Annotated in this window: 15 protein-coding genes; 12 read left to right on the forward strand and 3 right to left on the reverse strand. The window is 73.6% G+C overall.

Annotated features, from left to right (window positions below):
• The first annotated feature begins 25 nt into the window (after window positions 1–25).
• From ACPOLA_RS00900 to ACPOLA_RS00930, 7 genes are all read left to right on the forward strand, one after another.
• Entirely contained in the window at window positions 26–877 is an 852-nt protein-coding gene (locus ACPOLA_RS00900; protein WP_435768463.1) for an LLM class F420-dependent oxidoreductase, read from the forward strand.
• Window positions 878–880: 3 nt separating this feature from the next.
• A complete protein-coding gene (locus tag ACPOLA_RS00905) occupies window positions 881–2,143 on the forward strand; it encodes a hypothetical protein (RefSeq protein ID WP_435768464.1) in 1,263 nt (420 codons plus the stop codon).
• 124 nt (window positions 2,144–2,267) lie between these two features.
• The gene (locus tag ACPOLA_RS00910) at window positions 2,268–4,028 is read left to right on the forward strand and encodes a sigma-70 family RNA polymerase sigma factor (protein WP_435768465.1); all 1,761 of its coding nucleotides are present in this window, start codon (window positions 2,268–2,270) and stop codon (window positions 4,026–4,028) included.
• 50 nt (window positions 4,029–4,078) lie between these two features.
• Entirely contained in the window at window positions 4,079–4,762 is a 684-nt protein-coding gene (locus ACPOLA_RS00915) for a sortase domain-containing protein (RefSeq protein WP_435768466.1), read from the forward strand.
• A gap of 291 nt (window positions 4,763–5,053) precedes the next feature.
• Window positions 5,054–6,463 carry an HNH endonuclease signature motif containing protein gene (locus tag ACPOLA_RS00920; RefSeq protein WP_435768467.1) on the forward strand — a complete coding sequence of 470 codons (1,410 nt, stop codon included), beginning with the start codon at window positions 5,054–5,056 and terminating at the stop codon, window positions 6,461–6,463.
• Window positions 6,464–6,676: 213 nt separating this feature from the next.
• Window positions 6,677–7,348 carry an ICP22 family protein gene (locus ACPOLA_RS00925; protein ID WP_435768468.1) on the forward strand — a complete coding sequence of 224 codons (672 nt, stop codon included), beginning with the start codon at window positions 6,677–6,679 and terminating at the stop codon, window positions 7,346–7,348.
• Window positions 7,349–7,502: 154 nt separating this feature from the next.
• On the forward strand, window positions 7,503–9,341 hold the full coding sequence (locus ACPOLA_RS00930) for an N-acyl-D-amino-acid deacylase family protein (protein ID WP_435768469.1): 1,839 nt from the start codon (window positions 7,503–7,505) through the stop codon (window positions 9,339–9,341).
• Here the strand turns inward: ACPOLA_RS00930 and ACPOLA_RS00935 are convergent.
• Both ACPOLA_RS00935 and ACPOLA_RS00940 read right to left on the reverse strand, forming a co-directional pair.
• Window positions 9,317–9,769 carry a nuclear transport factor 2 family protein gene (locus tag ACPOLA_RS00935; RefSeq protein ID WP_435768470.1) on the reverse strand — a complete coding sequence of 151 codons (453 nt, stop codon included), beginning with the start codon at window positions 9,767–9,769 and terminating at the stop codon, window positions 9,317–9,319. The genes ACPOLA_RS00930 and ACPOLA_RS00935 overlap by 25 nt on opposite strands.
• Window positions 9,770–9,812: 43 nt before the next feature.
• Window positions 9,813–11,003 (reverse strand): saccharopine dehydrogenase family protein, encoded by a 1,191-nt coding sequence (locus tag ACPOLA_RS00940; RefSeq protein WP_435768471.1) that lies wholly within the window; start codon window positions 11,001–11,003, stop codon window positions 9,813–9,815.
• Between the two features lie 93 nt (window positions 11,004–11,096).
• On the opposite strand from ACPOLA_RS00940, the gene ACPOLA_RS00945 reads away from it, so the two are divergent.
• The 5 genes from ACPOLA_RS00945 to ACPOLA_RS00965 are packed head-to-tail and all read left to right on the forward strand — an operon-like array spanning window position 11,097 to window position 15,248.
• Complete coding sequence (locus tag ACPOLA_RS00945; protein ID WP_435768472.1) at window positions 11,097–11,618, forward strand: RNA polymerase sigma factor; 522 nt, start codon at window positions 11,097–11,099, stop codon at window positions 11,616–11,618.
• A complete protein-coding gene (locus ACPOLA_RS00950) occupies window positions 11,615–13,522 on the forward strand; it encodes a beta-propeller domain-containing protein (RefSeq protein ID WP_435768473.1) in 1,908 nt (635 codons plus the stop codon). The genes ACPOLA_RS00945 and ACPOLA_RS00950 overlap by 4 nt, the downstream gene beginning before the upstream one ends.
• Before the next feature lie 29 nt (window positions 13,523–13,551).
• Window positions 13,552–13,818 (forward strand): DUF2277 domain-containing protein, encoded by a 267-nt coding sequence (locus ACPOLA_RS00955; protein WP_435768474.1) that lies wholly within the window; start codon window positions 13,552–13,554, stop codon window positions 13,816–13,818.
• A gap of 3 nt (window positions 13,819–13,821) precedes the next feature.
• Window positions 13,822–14,379 (forward strand): protein-L-isoaspartate O-methyltransferase family protein, encoded by a 558-nt coding sequence (locus ACPOLA_RS00960; RefSeq protein ID WP_435768475.1) that lies wholly within the window; start codon window positions 13,822–13,824, stop codon window positions 14,377–14,379.
• A 20-nt stretch (window positions 14,380–14,399) separates the two neighbouring features.
• The gene (locus tag ACPOLA_RS00965) at window positions 14,400–15,248 is read left to right on the forward strand and encodes a Sir2 family NAD-dependent protein deacetylase (RefSeq protein WP_435768476.1); all 849 of its coding nucleotides are present in this window, start codon (window positions 14,400–14,402) and stop codon (window positions 15,246–15,248) included.
• On the opposite strand, the gene ACPOLA_RS00970 is transcribed toward ACPOLA_RS00965, so the two are convergent.
• A complete protein-coding gene (locus tag ACPOLA_RS00970; protein WP_435768477.1) occupies window positions 15,235–15,921 on the reverse strand; it encodes an iron-dependent transcriptional repressor DtxR in 687 nt (228 codons plus the stop codon). The two genes, ACPOLA_RS00965 and ACPOLA_RS00970, sit on opposite strands and share 14 nt — an antisense overlap.
• Window positions 15,922–15,999: the final 78 nt, after the last annotated feature.

Raw genomic sequence — 15,999 nt, forward strand, 5'->3', positions numbered from 1 at the left:
CCACGCAGCGACCGAAAGGCTTGGCATGCGCAACGGCATCGTCCTGTTCTCCTCCGACCGCGGCATCGCGCCGGCCGACCTCGCGAAGGCCGCCGAGGACCGGGGGTTCGACACGATCTACGTGCCGGAGCACACCCACATCCCGGTGCGCCGCGACGCGCTGCACCCCACCGGCGGCGAGGAGCTGCCCGACGACCGCTACCTCCGCACCCTCGATCCCTGGGTCTCGCTGGCGACGTGCGCCGCGGTCACCACCCGGATCGGGCTGTCCACCGCGGTCGCCCTCCCGGTCGAGTCCGACCCGATCACGCTGGCCAAGACGCTGGCCACCCTCGACCACCTCTCCGGCGGCCGGGTGTCGATCGGTGCCGGCTTCGGCTGGAACACCGACGAGCTCGCCGACCACGGGGTGCCGGCCGAGCGTCGCCGCACCGTGCTGAAGGAGTATCTCGAGGCGATGCGCGCGCTGTGGACCGAGGAGGAGGCGTCGTACGACGGCGAGTACGTCTCGTTCGGACCCAGCTGGGCCTACCCGAAGCCTCCGCAGGGCCGGATCCCCGTCGTCATCGGCGCCGGCGGCGGCCCGAAGACGATGCGCTGGATCGCCCGCCACGCCGACGGCTGGATGACCACGCCCATCGAGACCGACGTGGCGGCCAAGGCCGACCTGCTGCGCAAGGAGTGGGCCGAGGCCGGCCGCGCCGGCGAGCCGGACATCCGCATCCTCGTGGCCAGGAGGCCGACCGAGGAGGACTTCGCCGACTGGACGGCCGCCGGCGCCTCCGAGCTGATCTGGGGCGTCCCCGACGCGGAGCCCGAGGTGGTCGTGGCCGCGCTCGACAAGCTCGCCGGCCGGCTCGGCCTGACCGGGGGCTGATCGATGCCCAGCCGCTACGCCGACCTCACCCGCGAGGAGCTCGCCGTCCTGGTGCCGGAGCTGCTGCTGATGGGCCAGCTCATCGACCGCTCCGGCATGGCGTGGTGCATCGCGACCTTCGGCCGCGAGGAGATGCTGCAGATCGCGATCGAGGAGTGGGCCGCCGCGAGCCCGATCTACACCCGGCGGATGCAGCGGGCGCTCGGCTACGCGCCGCAGGCCGAGGGCACCGGTGACGTGGTGACCATCTTCAAGGGCCTGCAGCTCGACATCGGCGCGCCCCCGCAGTTCATGGACTTCCGCTACACCGTGCACGACCCGTGGCACGGCGAGTTCCGGCTCGACCACTGCGGTGCGCTGATGGATGTCGAGCCGATGGGCGAGGACTACGTCCGGGGCATGTGCCACGACATCGAGGACCCGACCTTCGACGCCACCGCGATCGCCACCAACCCCAAGGCGCAGGTGCGGCCGATCCACCGGCCGCCCCGCACCACCGAGCAGAAGGCGGACCCCGGCCGCCCGCACTGCGCGTGGACGGTGATCATCGACGAGTCGCACCCGGACGCCGAGGGCATCCCGGCACTGGCTCTCAACCAGCGGTCGCGCGCCGCGACCGTGGAGCTGGACCCGGTCGACCCCGCCGACGAGGGCAACGGCGACTACGGCGGGCCGCTGCTGTCCGACCTCGACTTCGGCGCGTTCTCGAAGTCCGCGCTCGTGCGGATCGCCGACGAGGTGTGCCTGCAGATGCACCTGCTCGACCGTGCCTTCGCGATGGCCGTCGCCGAGCGCACGGAGACCGACGACGAGCTGCTCCGGATCCGCCGCAAGCAGCTGGTCGGCGTCACCGGCATCGGCTCCGAGCGGATCGCCCGGGCGCTCGGGCTCATCGACCAGGACGATCTGGTGGCGGCGGCCGGCCGGCTGCTCGCCGTACACCCGCTGCTGAACCCGGCGGCGTACGTCGCCGCGGACATCTCCGGCGACGGCGTCGTCGTGCGGCCGGGCCCGGCGCACGAGGACGGCGCCTGGATCTCGCTGTGCGGGCCGGAGTGGACCGCGGCCCTGCAGGCGACCGTGCGCGGGCTCGACGCCCGCCTCGACGTGGAGGTCGAGGACCTCGGCGACGAGGCGTGGCGGCTCCGGGTCGTGCTGCGGGAGGTGCCCGCGATGGAGGCCGAGGAGGTGGCGGTGACCCGGTTCAGCACCGGCACCGCGTTCGAGTTCCAGCCCAGGAAGTCGCTGCCGATCACGCCGGTCTGACGGCGGAATAGTTGCAAGGTCGCGGTCCGCGCGCGCTCTCACCCGTGTCGACGACACCGAGAGCGAGAGGGACCGATGTGCGAAGCACCAGGCCGGCGGCGCCCGACGTACGTAGCATCACGCCATGAGCGCGGCCGCACCCCCGGGGGACGCGGAGCTGGTCGCCGGCGTGCTGGCCGGCGACCGGGAGGCGTTCGCCCAGGTCTACGAGCGCTATGCCGACCGGCTCTACGACTTCGCGTACTCCATGCTGCGCAGCCGGGAGCAGGCCGCGGACTGCGTGGCCGACTCGTTCGTGGTGATGGCGGAGAAGCTCGGCCAGCTGCGGGACCCGGCCAGCCTGCGGCCCTGGCTCTACTCGGTGGTGCGCAACGAGTGCCTGCGCACGCTGCGCGGCCGCGCGCGCGAGGCGCACGACGACGAGTGGCTGGCGGCCATGCCTGACGCCTCCGGCGGCCCCGAGCAGCAGGTCGAGCAGGCAGCGGTCGAGGACGAGCTTCGCGAGCTGGTGTGGGCGGCCGTCGAGGGCCTCAACGACCGCGACCGGGTGCTCCTCGACCTCCACCTGCGCCAGGGGCTCGAGGGCGCCGAGCTCGCGACCGCGATGGACGTGACCGCCGCCAACGCCTACGTCATGCTGAGCCGCGCCCGCGACCAGGTGGAGCGGTCGCTGGGTGCGCTGCTGGTCGCCCGCCGCGGCAACCGCGACTGCGAGCCGCTGGCCGAGCTGCTCCGCGACTGGGATGGCCGGTTCTCACCGCTGATCCGCAAGCGCGTGGCCCGCCACATCGACGGCTGCGACCTGTGCGAGAGCCGGCGCCGGGTGCTCGCCAGTCCCCTCGCCCTGCTCGCGGGCGTGCCCGCCTTCGCCGCGCCGCTGTCGCTGCGCGACCGGGTGCTCGACGACCCGCGCCTGGTCTCCCACTACGTGGCGCATCCCTCGACCGGCGGGGCCCGCGGGGCCGGCGGGTCCGGCGGGTCCGGCGGACTCGGCGGATTCGGCGGGTCCGGCGGGATCTGGCGGCGGGGCGTGCTCGTCGCGGCGGTCGCGCTGCTGCTCGTGGTCGGCGGCTGGGGCGTGCTCGCCTGGTCGTCGGGCTCGGGAGACGACCTGGTGGCGGCGGACCCGGCGACGAGCGTCGAGCCCGGCCCGACGACAGGGTTAGCCGAGCCGACCGAGGTCGCCGATCCGGTCACCACCTCCGCCCCGACCGGCGGCGCGACCGAGCAGGGGTCGGCCACACCGACCGACTCCCCGACGGCGACCGAGACCACCACCGCGACCAGCGCACGGCCCACGGCGCCCGCGGCGGCGTCGCTCGAGGCGTCCACGCGGCTGGTCGACCTCGGCGCCCGTGCCTCCTCCGGGAGCGTGCGACTGCGGAACACCGGCGGCGCCGCCCTGACCCTCGCGGTGACGCCGCGGGCCGGCTGGCTCGGCGCCGAGCCGGGCACCCGGACCCTCGGGCCGGGGGCCGCCACGACGCTGCGGGTGACCGCCGACCGGTCGGTCCTGCCGGAGGGGGGCCACAGCGGGGAGGTCGCGGTGACGTGGGACGGCGGGACGGTGCTCGTCACCGTGCGCCTCACCGTCGACCGGTTGCCGGTGATCGGCGCGCTCGCCGTGCGCGGCACCGACTGCACCAGCCGCGCCGTGTCGACCACGATCACCGACGCGCAGGGCGTCGACGCGGCTCAGGTGTCGTGGTCGGGACCGAGCGGCAGCGGCCGCGAGCCGATGGCCCGCGGCGGCGGCCGGTGGCGCGCGACGATCGGCCCCTTCCCCGTCGGCGGGTCGGTCCGGGTGACGGTCACCGCGACCGACCGCGGGGGGCACCGGTCGACGCGGAGCCGCACCGTGCACGTCGACCCCTGTCCCGGCTGAGCAGACCAGGAAAACCTGCAAGGTTCGGGGGCCGGCGTGCTCCCACCTGCATGAGTACGACGGCACGAACCGCCCGGATCACCGCCACCCTCGGCGTCCTGCTGGGCCTGGTCATGGGCGCCCTCGGCGCACTCACCCTGCTCGTCCCCGGGCCGGCCGATCCTGCGGGGTCGACCCCGGCACCGCCGACGGCGGCGGCCCCGGCGTCCCCGCCGTCCAGCTCGGTGCCGCCGGTCGTCGTACCGCCGGAGGCGGGGGCGCCCGCTGACGCGCGCGTCCCGCCACCGACCCGGATCGAGGTCCCCGCCATCGGCGTCGACGAGCGGCTCACCGGCCGTGGCCTCAAGGAGGACGGGTCGTTCGACACCCCCGACTTCGGCGCCGCCGCGTGGTACCGGCTCGGGCCGCGACCGGGCGAGGCCGGGGGCGCCGTCGTCGTCGCCCACGTCCACGGCCCCGCCGGACCCGACGTGTTCTGGGAGCTCGCGACGCTCCGCCCCGGCGACGAGATCCGGATCCACCGGCCCGGTGCCGTCGCCACCTTCGTCGTCGACGGCGTGGAGGCCGCACCCAAGGACCGGCTCCCCGCCGACCGGATCTGGCCGGCGACCGACGCGCCCCTGCTGCGGCTGATCACCTGCGGTGGTGAGCGGGATCCCGAGCGGGGCTATCCCGACAACACCGTGGTCTATGCGCGTCTGGTGTCGACGGTGTCGACTGCGCCGGTGGGGTGAGTGCTCTCGCCCGCTCTGCGTGGACCTCTCGGGGGGACTGTTCGTGGCCTGCGGTTACGTAGCGGTACAGGGCCGTAAGGGCTTTTACGGCGGGAGGCTTCGCGTTGGGGCTGGGTCGCGTTGCCGGGTCGCCTTCCGTAGGCGATGAGGCGGGTTCCGTAGGTCCGCACAGTCGGGCAGTGGGGCCGGTTCCCGCCACTTTCCGTCCACAGCTCCGGACGGCGAATCGCCTGTCCCCAGGCGGGTTTCCGGCCCGGGGTTGTGTCGGCGCGTGGTGCTTTGATGGGCGTCATGGAGCTCGGGAACCACAGCGACGCGGAGGGGCAGTACGACGGCTGCTCGACCGTCGAGCTGCTCGCCCACGCGGCCAGTGAGGTCCGGGCCCGACGTGCCTCGCTGATCCGGGAGTGGCAGGTGATCACCGCCTGGGCCGACCAGAACATCGTGGACTGCGAGGAGGGCGCCGCGACGCTGATCGAGGGGTATGTGGACACCGGGATCCCGATCGCCGGCCCAGGTGCGCCACTGGTGTCGGAGTTCGCGTTGATGGAGCTCATCGCCACCCTCGAGCGCACCCCCGACGGTGGCCGGGCGTATGTCGGTCGGGTGATCGGGTGTGCGTGGCGGCTCAAGCGCATCTACGCCGCCGTCCTCGCCGGACGGTGTGCGCCGTGGAAGGCCGAGCGGGTCGCCGACCTCACCCACGACCTCAGCCTCGAGGCCGCTGCGCACGTCGACCGCAAGCTCGCCCCACACATCCGGTCCTGTTCCTGGCGGGAGGTCGAGCACCACATCGACGAAGCGATCACCCTCTACGACCCCGAAGCCGCTGAGGCCCGGCGTGAGGAGTCGTCGGACTCCCGGCGGTTCGACGTCCACCTCGACCACGTCACCGACGGCGTGGTGCAGGTCGACGGGGTCCTGGACGCCGCTGACGGTGCCGACCTCGACACCGCCGTCAACCGCCGCGCCGTCCTCCTCGGCAAGCTCGGGCACGACGGGTCGCTCGACGTGCGGCGGGCGGTCGCCGTCGGCGACCTCGCCCGCAACGACCTCACCCTCGACCTCGAGACCGTCGACGAGTCCACCGGCGAGGTCACCACCGCATCGCCCGGCCGCAAGGCCGTGCTGAACGTGCATGTCTCGGATGCCGCCATCACCGGGAGCTCGGATGAGCAGGTTGCGCCGGTGGGGCGGTGGGAGGACCAGCAACGCCCCATCACCGTCGCACAGATCCGCGGGTGGCTCGGCACTTCTGGGACGACGGTGGTCGTGCGGCCGGTGATCGACCTCGCCGGCCACACCCCGGTCGACTCCTACGAGATCCCCGACCGCCACCGCCACCAGGTCGAGCTGCGCGACCACCACTGTGCGTTCCCCTGGTGCGGCCGCCGCGCCAGTCGCTGCGACCTCGACCACGCCCTCCCGTACAACCGGGGCGGGGTGACGTGTCCGTGCAACCTCGTCCCCGCCTGTCGGGCCCATCATCGGGCGAAGACGTTCTCCACCTGGCGCTACGTCATCGTCCAACCCGGCACCTACCTGTGGATCACGCCGAACGGGCGGCACTTCCTGGTCGACCACACCGGCACCCGCACCCTCGACCCACCCGTCCACCTCGACGAGACCGTGCACGGCCCGCCGCCCGACCACGACACCCGACCCTGGCCCATCCAGACCGGCCCACCCTGCCCCGGCTAGGCACCACGCCCCGGACCCCACCGCCAGGTGGGGCCAGAGGCATGCCTGGAGCCCGTTGACCGCCCGGACGAGGCGGCCCGAACGCTCCCGGAGAACTTCTCCAGGAATCTCGCAAGGAAATCTGCAAGGTCCGCTGTCCTTCGTGCTCCTACCACCACGAAGCCAAGCCGAGGACGACCAGGGAGGTCGTCCCCACCTCTCAAGGAGCACATCATGCACGCCACCACCCGCACCAGCGTCCGCCTCCTGGTCGCCGCCCCGCTCGCCGCCCTCGCCCTCGGTGTCGGCGCCGGCGCTGCCCACGCCGGGGACAACGGCACCGACCTGCCGTTCCAGGTCTCCCCCGGTGTCGTCGACCCGAAGGGCCCCGGTGACATCGCCAACCCGGAGCCGGAGGAGGACCCCAAGCCGCAGGGCCCCGGTGAGATCGCCAACCCCGAGGACGACGAGGACCCGAAGCCGCACGGCCCCGGCGACATCACCAACCCCGACGAGGACGACGAGCCGGGTCCGCAGATCCCGGGCGACAAGGACGGCCCCAACCCCGGCGACGGTCCGGACCTGCCCGGCCCGGGCGAGGTCGCCATTCCCGACGGCGGCGACCAGCCCGGCGACCAGCCCGGTGACAAGCCCGGTGACACGCCGGCCGACAAGCCCGGCAAGAAGGCGCCGGAGAAGGAGCAGGCGCCGAACGAGACGGCGCAGTCCCCGGAGGTCGACCAGGAGGTCGACGACGTGCCGGTGCCGGAGCGGATCGACGCCGGTGCCGGCCCGGTGCAGGACGACGGCGACCTGGCGCTCGCCTGGGTCCTCGCGGGCGGCGGGCTGGCCACGGCGGCCGGCTCCCTGCTGGTCCGCCAGCGGGTGGCGCGTCGTACGCGCTGAGCAACCCCACCAGACGGCCGGCCGGGCCCAGCCCGGCCGGCCGTCGCTGCGTCCCTGGGCCGGTCGCCGACCGGGGCAACCTCGTTGAAGGCTCGCCAATTGTGAGCGCGCTCACTAGGCTCGGAGACCCCGGCTGTCAGCGAGAGGTGAGCCGATGCCCCCCACCGAGACCGCGCCGTTCGACACGATCCTGCGCAACGGCACGTACTTCGACGGAAGCGGGACGCCCGGCGTCGTGCGCGACGTCGGGATCAGGGCCGGGCGCATCGCGGCCGTGTCGGAGACGCCGCTGGACGCGGCCGGCTGCCCGCAGGTGCTCGACGCGACGGGGAAGTGGGTGCTGCCGGGTCTGGTCGACATCCACACCCACTACGACATCGAGATCCTCGACGGCCCGGCGCTGACCGAGTCGCTGCGCCACGGCGTGACCACCATCCTGCTCGGCTCCTGCTCGCTGTCCACCGTCCACGTCGGCGGCGTCGACGCCGGCGACCTGTTCGGCCGGGTGGAGGCCATTCCGCGGATGGACGCGATCCGGGCCGTGGAGCGGCACAAGGACTGGAGCACGGCCGGGGAGTACATCGAGGCCCTCGAGCGCCGGCCGCTCGGGCCGAACGTCGCGGCCATGATCGGCCACTCCGACATGCGCACCGCGGTGATGGGCCTCGACCGCGCCACCCGCAAGGAGATCCAGCCGTCCCACAGGGAGCAGGTCGCGATGGAGCGGATGCTCGTCGACGCCCTCCGCGAGGGCTTCGTCGGGATGTCCGCGCAGCAGCTGCTCTTCGACAAGGTCGACGGCGACCGCTGCCGGTCCCGGACCCTTCCCTCGACGTATGCGAAGCGCCGCGAGATGCGCCGCCTCACCCGCCACCTGCGCAAGCGGAGCCGCGTGATGCAGGCCGGCCCTGACATCAAGAACCCGCTCACCATCGTCGAGAACGCCCTGCGCTCGATCGGCCTGGGCCGGCCGGCGCTGCGCACCAGCCTGCTGTCCGCGGCCGACATCAAGGCGATCCCGGCGGTCATCCACATCATGGGCCCCCTCGCCCGCCTGGTGAACTGGCTGGGCGGCGACTTCCGGTGGCAACACCTGCCGGTGCCGTTCGAGGTGTACGCCGACGGGATCGACCTCGTGATCTTCGAGGAGTTCGGCTCCGGCGCGGCCGCCCTCCACCTCCAGGAGGAGGTGGCGCGCAACGAGCTGCTGCGCGACGAGGAGTACCGCCGCTGGTTCCGCAAGGACTACGACAGCAAGTGGGGCCCGCGCGTGTGGCACCGCGACTTCTTCGACGCAGAGATCGTGGAGTGCCCCGACGCCTCGGTGGTCGGCAAGTCCTTCGGTCAGGTGGGCGTCGAGCGCGGCGGGGTGCATCCCGTGGACGCGTTCCTCGACCTCGTGCTCGAGCACGGCAAGCAGGTCCGGTGGCGGACGACGATCAGCAACCACCGGCCCGAGCTGCTCAAGAAGCTGGCCAGCGACCCCGGCATCCAGATCGGCTTCTCCGACGCCGGCGCCCACCTGCGCAACATGGCCTTCTACAACTTCGGGCTGCGGCTGCTGCGCCACGTGCACACCGCTGCGCAGGCCGGGAAGCCGTTCATGACCGTCGAGGCGGCGGTGCACCGGCTCACCGGCGAGCTCGCCGACTGGTACGGCGTCGACGCCGGCCGGATCCGCGAGGGCGACCGCGCCGACCTGTTCGTGCTCGACCCGGAGCGGCTGGACGCGACCCTCGACGACTACCACGAGGCGCCGGTGCCCCAGTTCGGCAACCTGTCGCGGATGGTCAACCGCAACGACGCGACCGTCGACGCCGTGTTCGTCAGCGGCCGGGCGGTCTTCCTCGAGGGGCGCCCCACGGAGACCGTCGGCCGGGAGCGGACGGGGTCCTTCCTCCGGGCTGGCGTACCGACGCCGCCGGTGCTGCCGCAGGCCCCGGCCGCCACCGGCGAGGCGACCAGCGGTCAGATCTCGCCCGTGGCGTCGTAGATCCAGGAGGTGTCGGCCGCCATCAGCTTCTCCATCCAGTCCGCCGGCGCCGCGTTCGCGACGGTCCCGAAGTCCCAGTAGTCCTTCCACAGCGCGACCCTGCCGTCGCGCACCTTGTGCACGGTGACGAACGGCAGGTGCACCACCTCGCCGGAGGTGAACCGCCACGTCTCGGAGTGCTCGTACAGGACGTTCGTGCCGTCGCTGACCAGCGTGCCGTCGAAGTTCTCGTAGCCCGCGAGCTCGAGGAGCCCGGTCTGCAGCCGGCGGACGATGTCGACCGGACCCTTCGCCGCGGCGGTCGGACCGACCGGCATGTCGACGTAGATGCAGTCGTCGGTGACCCAGTCGGCGATGCCGTCCCAGTCGCGGGCCGACAGCGTGCGCCAGAGGCCGAGCACGGCCTCCTCGGGGGTGCGGGAGCTCATCCGCGGATCCTAGAACCTGTTGCAGTTCCGCGGCGAGGCCGAGTCAGACCCGCTCGAAGCGGATGCCCGCCCGCTGCAGCCGGTCGAGCAGGGCGTCGCCCATCGCGGTCGCCGTGGTCACCTGGCCGGAGACGTTGGGATTGTCGTCGAGAGCCAGGCACATCGCCGACTCCGCCAGCATCTTGGCCGTCTCGGTGTAGCCCGGGTCGCCACCGGAGACGCGGGTGTGCACCTCGGCGCCGTCGCTCTCCGCGACGAAGTCGACGGTGAACCACGACCTCTCCCGCCGCTGGTCGGAGGGCCCCTCCCCCTGCGGCACCTTCTTCAGCAGCAGGTTGCGCAGGGGCGGCACCTGCGCTGCGAGCGTGAGGCCGGTGACGCCGACCGCGCCGCCGGCGGCGTACCGCAGGGTCTTGGTGCCGGCGTAGTGGGAGTAGGTGAAGTCCGGTCCGTACGACGGCAGCGCCGCCCCGCTCCGCGCCACGACGAACGGGTCGATGGTCGGCAGCGGCAGCAGCCAGTAGCCCAGGTCGCCGTCGCGCATCGGCTTGCCCACGCTCGCACGGGACCGGCGGCCCTCGGGCCGCGGCTCCATCCGGCGCCGGGCCGCGGACGCCTCCTTCATCTGGCGTGCCCGCGAGAACGCCGTCATCGCCGAGTGGAACGTGCCACCGGAGAACGCGGCGCGGGACCGCACGACGCCGCGCATCCGCACCGGCCCGTCGATCTCGCCACCCAGCTCGTCGGCGAGCTGCTTGATGGTGAAGTAGGCGCCGAGGTCGTGCGGGATCGAGTCGAACCCGCAGGCGTGCACCAACCGCGCCCCGCTGGTCTCGGCGGTCGCGTGGTGCTCGACGTACGTGCGGTCGACGAACTCCGGCTCCCCGGTCAGGTCGACGTAGTCGGTGCCGGCGGCCGCACAGGCGGCCACCAACGGGCCGCCGTACTCCAGGTAGGGCCCGACGGTGGTGGCCACCACCCGGGTGGCCCGAGCGACGTCGGCGAGCGCGTCGGCGTCGGAGGCGTCGGCGACCAGGAGCGGCAGCTCGGCCAGCGCCGGGTTGCTGCCGGCAAGCCGGTCACGCACCTTCTCCAGCTTCTGCTGGCTGCGCCCGGCGAGGGCCCAGCGCAGGTCGGCCGGTCCGTGCTCAGCGAGGTAGTCGGCGGTGAGGCCGCCGGTGAACCCGGTCGCGCCGAAGAGGACCACGTCATAGGGGCGGGAGCTGTCGGCCATGCGCCCGATCCTCGCACCCGGCCGAAAGTCGATGGAACCCCGGCTCGGCAGGCGCCCGTCATAGGTTCAGCAGCCCCGACAGACGGAGAGCCCGTGGACCCCGAGAGCGAGGCGGCCTACGCCGACTACGTCGCGCGAAGCTGGCCGACCCTGGTGCGAGCCGCCGTGTTCCTCGGCGCCCGGCCGCACGAGGCTGAGGACCTCGCCCAGACCACCCTGGTGCGGTGCTACACCGGCTGGGACCGGGTCGCCGGCGCGGAGAACCGCGACGCCTACGTCTACCGGATGCTGCTCAACTGCCTGCGCGACGTGCGACGCACCCGCTGGTGGCGCACCACCCAGACCCACGACGAGGACCGGCGCGCCGACGGGGTCACCGCGGACGCGTCGGAGGCGGTCGCTGTCGCCGACGCGGTGCACCGGGCCCTCGGCACCCTGACCAAGCCGAACCGCGACGTGGTGGTGCTGCGCTACTTCGTCCAGCTCAGCGAGCGACAGACCGCAGAGGCGCTCGGCGTGCCGCCGGGGACGGTCAAGAGCCGGCTGTCCCGTGCGCTGGCGCACCTCGCCACCAGCGACCACCTGCTCGACCTGTCCGGAGGGGGACCGCGATGACCGACCTCGAACGCCTCTGGGAGGACTACCCCGCCGGCGAGCCGCCGGTGCGGGCGATCCTCGCCGCCGGTGCCGCGCGGCCGACAGGCAGGCGGATCGTCGTGCGCCCGCTCCTCACCGCGGCGGCCGTCACCGTGGTGGCCGGCGCGCTCGCGGCAGGCGCCCTGTTGGCCGGCGGCGGCGAGGTCACGCCCCCCGGCGCCGAGCGGCTGCCGAGGCACGCGGCCTTCCAGGCCGACCTGGCCGCGGCGGAGTCGTGTGACGAGCTCCTGGACTCCTACGTGGCGCGAGCGCTCGACGTCGTCGGCCCCTGGGGCTGGGAGCCTGCGATCTACGCCCACGAGGTCGGTGACGTCAACGCCGCACGCGACGGCGGCCTCAAGACGGCCGGCCGCGCACCGCGGACCGAGCGGCAGGTCAACAGCGACACCGGCACCAACGTGCAGGAGGCCGCCGTCGACGAGCCCGACACGGTCAAGACCGACGGCGATCTCCTGCTCACCGTGCGCGACGACGAGCTGACGGCGTACGACGTGACCGGCTCCGTCACCGAGGAGCTGTCCACCCTCGACCTGCCCGGCCTGGAGGACGCGGAGATCCTGCTGAGCGGCGACACCGTGGTGGCCGTCGGCGCGGACGACCGGGCCGCGGACGCCCCCGGCGCCCGGGTGGTCACCGTCTCCATCGCCGACCCGGCGCGGCCCACCATCGTCGACGAGGTGAGGTACGACGCCGCGCTGCTCTCCGCCCGGCAGCACGGCTCCGTCGTCCGGCTGGTCCTGTCCTCCGGCCTGCCCGACCTCGCCTTCGTCGAGCCGAACGGGAGGCGGAGCGCGAAGCGGGCCCTGCGGCACAACCGGCGGATGGTGGCGAGGTCGACGATGGACGACTGGCTGCCCACGATCGCGGTGACGAGCGGCAGCGGTGACCGGGTTCAGCGGCTGCTGGACTGCACCGACGTCGCGATCCCACCCGACGAGCTCGCCCTCGACACGACGAGCGTGGTCGGCTTCGACGCCCGATCCGCGGGCGAGGTGGAGGCGATCGGCCTGGCCGGTGCGGCGCCGATCGCGTACGAGTCCGACGACCACCTCTATTTGATCGCCGCTCCGGAGGACGACGGCTCGTCGTACCTGTTCGACTTCGCGCTGGCCGGCGCCGCCGCCACCCACGTCGCCTCCGGAGAGGTCGAGGGCGCCGTCCGCGACCGGTGGTCGGTCGACGAGGCCGACGGCGTGCTGCGGGTGGCGGTCGGGCCGACCTCCGAGACCGGCAACCACAACGCGATCGTCACCTTCCGCCGCGAGGGCGACGACCTGGTCGAGCACGGCCGGCTCGCCAGGCTCGGTCGCAACGAGGACATCGAGTCGGTGCGCTGGTTCGACGACCTGGTGATCCTGGTGACCTTCCGGCGGGTCGATCCGCTCTACGCGGTCGACCTCACCGACACGGCGCGGCCGACGCTGCTCGGTGAGCTGAAGATCCCCGGCTTCTCCTCCTACCTCCACCCGCTCGGGAGCTGGCGCATGATCGGCGTCGGGGAGGGGCCCGACGGCAAGGGCGGCTGGGGCGCGCAGGTGGGCCTCTTCGACGTCCGCGACCTGCGGAACGTGCGGCGGCTCGACGTGCACGGCTACGGCCCGCGCTTCGAGGCGCGCGCCGGGTTCGACCCGCGCGCGTTCACCTGGCTGCCCGACCGCCGCACGGTCCTCACCGTCGTCGAGCGGTGGGCCGGCCGACGGGTCGGCTACGTCTCCGTCCTCAAGCTGCGGCACGGCCGCCTGCACGAGCGGCTGGTCCGCGTCGAGTACGGCCGGGACGTCGACGAGGTGCGCGCCGTTCCGCTGCCGGACGGCCGGGTCGTCCTGGTGACCGGCGAGAAGGCGCAGTTCTTCGAGCTCTGAGCGGCGCCGTCCGGCGTACTCTCGGAGGCATGTGCCGCAACATCCGCACGCTCCACAACTTCGAGCCCCCCGCCACCCGCGACGAGGTGACCGCGGCCGCGCTGCAGTACGTCCGCAAGGTCAGCGGTACGACGAAGCCGAGCCAGGCCAACCAGGCCGCCTTCGACCGCGCGGTGGCCGAGATCGCCCACGTCACCCAGCACCTGCTCGACGAGTTGGTCACCACCGCCCCGCCGAAGGACCGCGAGGTGGAGGCGGCCAAGGCGCGCGAGCGGGCGCGGCTGCGCTACGGCTGAGCCGTGGGACGGGTGGCGGACGCGTTCGGGGCGGTGCCCCGGGAGCCGTTCCTGCCCGCGGGCCAGCGGGACCACGCCGGCGCCGACCGGCCGCTGCCGCTCGGCCACGGCGTCACCAACTCCCAGCCCACGACGGTCCGCAACATGCTCGAGCTCCTGGGTCCGAGGCCCGGCGACCGGGTGCTCGACGTCGGCTGCGGCTCCGGCTGGACGTCCGCGCTGCTCGCCCACCTGGTCGGACCGGAGGGCCGGGTCGTCGGCGTCGAGCTGATCCCCGAGGTGCTCGAGCTGGCGCGCGGCAACCTCGCGGGCGTGGCCGGCGTGGAGCTGCACCAGGCCGAGCCCGGCGTGCTGGGCTGGCCCGCCGGGGCGCCGTACGACCGGATCCTGGTGTCGGCCGACGCCGCGGCCGTCCCGACGGCCCTGGTGGAGCAGCTGACCGAGACCGGCGTCCTCGTGGGGCCGGTGCACGGCGAGATGCTGCGGATCACCCGGTCGCCGGACCAACCGACCGTCGAGCGGCACGGCCGCTACAGCTTCGTCCCGCTGATCGAGGGCTGAGGCCGCCGTACGCTGGGGCCGTGACTGCAGCACCCCTCGCCGACGAGGCCCTCGACCTGCTGGCCGACCGGCCGCTCGTGGTGCTGACCGGCGCCGGCCTCTCCACCGACTCCGGCATCCCGGACTACCGCGGCCCGGGTGCGCCCGCGCGGATGCCGATGACCTACCAGGAGTTCGTCTCCGGCGCCGACGCGCAGCGGCGCTACTGGGCCCGCAGCCACCTCGGCTGGTCCCGGATGAGGCAGGCCGAGCCCAACCGCGGCCACCGCGCCGTCGCCGCGCTCGGCGCCGACCTGGTGATCACCCAGAACGTCGACGGCCTGCACGAGGCGGCCGGCACACCGCGGCTCGTGGCGCTGCACGGCCGGATCGCCGACGTGGTCTGCCTCTCCTGCCGGTGTACGACGCCCCGGGCCGGCCTGCAGGGTCGGCTCGAGGCCGCGAACCCGGGCTGGGCAGCGCGGCACGCGGACGTCGAGGTCCGCCCCGACGGCGACGTCGACCTCGACGACACCGCGGACTTCGTGGTGCCCGGCTGTGCGGAGTGCGGCGGGACGCTCAAGCCGGACGTCGTCTTCTTCGGCGAGAACGTGCCGAAGCCGCGGGTGGAGCGGTGCTACGCGGCGGTCGAGCGGCTCGCCGCGGCGGGAGGCGCGCTCCTGGTCGCGGGCTCCAGCCTCACCGTGATGAGCGGGCTGCGGTTCGTCCGCCGCGCAGCCCAGCTCGGGGTGCCCGTGGTGATCCTCAACCGGGGCGCGACTCGTGGTGACGCGCTGGCGACCCGGACCGTGGACGCCGGGACGTCGCAGTGGCTGCCCCGGCTGGCCGCCGCCAGGGCCGCGCGCCGCCCGCCGACTACAGCCGCTTGACGAAGATGTGGTCGGCGGCCTCGGGGAAGATCTCCGCGGTCTCGCCGCCCGCGCCGACCAGCACGCCGTCGGCGGTGGCCTGGATGGTGATCGTCTTGTCCGGCAGCGCGCCGACACGGCGCATGGCGCTCATCAGCGACTCGTCCTTCTGCATCTCCTCGGAGATCCGGCGCACCAGCGCGCGCGAGCTCTCCGGGGTCGCCGCCTTCGACAGCGGCTCGACGTCGGTCATGAAGTGCTCGCCGAGGGTCTGCTCGCCCAGCTCGTCGAGCCCCGGGATCGGGTTGCCGTAGGGCGACTCGGTGGGGTGGTCGAGGAGGTCGAGCAGGCGGCGCTCGACGGTCTCGGACATCACGTGCTCCCAGCGGCACGCCTCCTCGTGGACGAGCTCCCAGTCCAGGCCGATCACGTCGGTGAGCAGCCGCTCGGCGAGGCGGTGCTTGCGCATCACCCGGGTCGCCAGCCGGTGACCCTCCTCGGTGAGCTCGAGGTGGCGGTCGCCCTCGACGGTCAGCAGGCCGTCGCGCTCCATGCGGGCGACCGTCTGCGACACCGTGGGCCCACTCTGGTGCAGCCGCTCGGCGATCCGGGCCCGGAGCGGGACGATGCCCTCCTCGATCAGCTCGTAGATCGTGCGGAGGTACATCTCGGTGGTGTCGATGAGATCGCTCACGCCGCCATTCTGACCTATTCAGGGGAAGCCGGGCACGTCGCGGCTCGGCGCGGACCGCTTGCGCCCGGATGGGAGGCT

This window comes from Nocardioides proteolyticus, assembly GCF_051280635.3.
In the GTDB taxonomy this organism is placed as follows: domain Bacteria; phylum Actinomycetota; class Actinomycetes; order Propionibacteriales; family Nocardioidaceae; genus Nocardioides.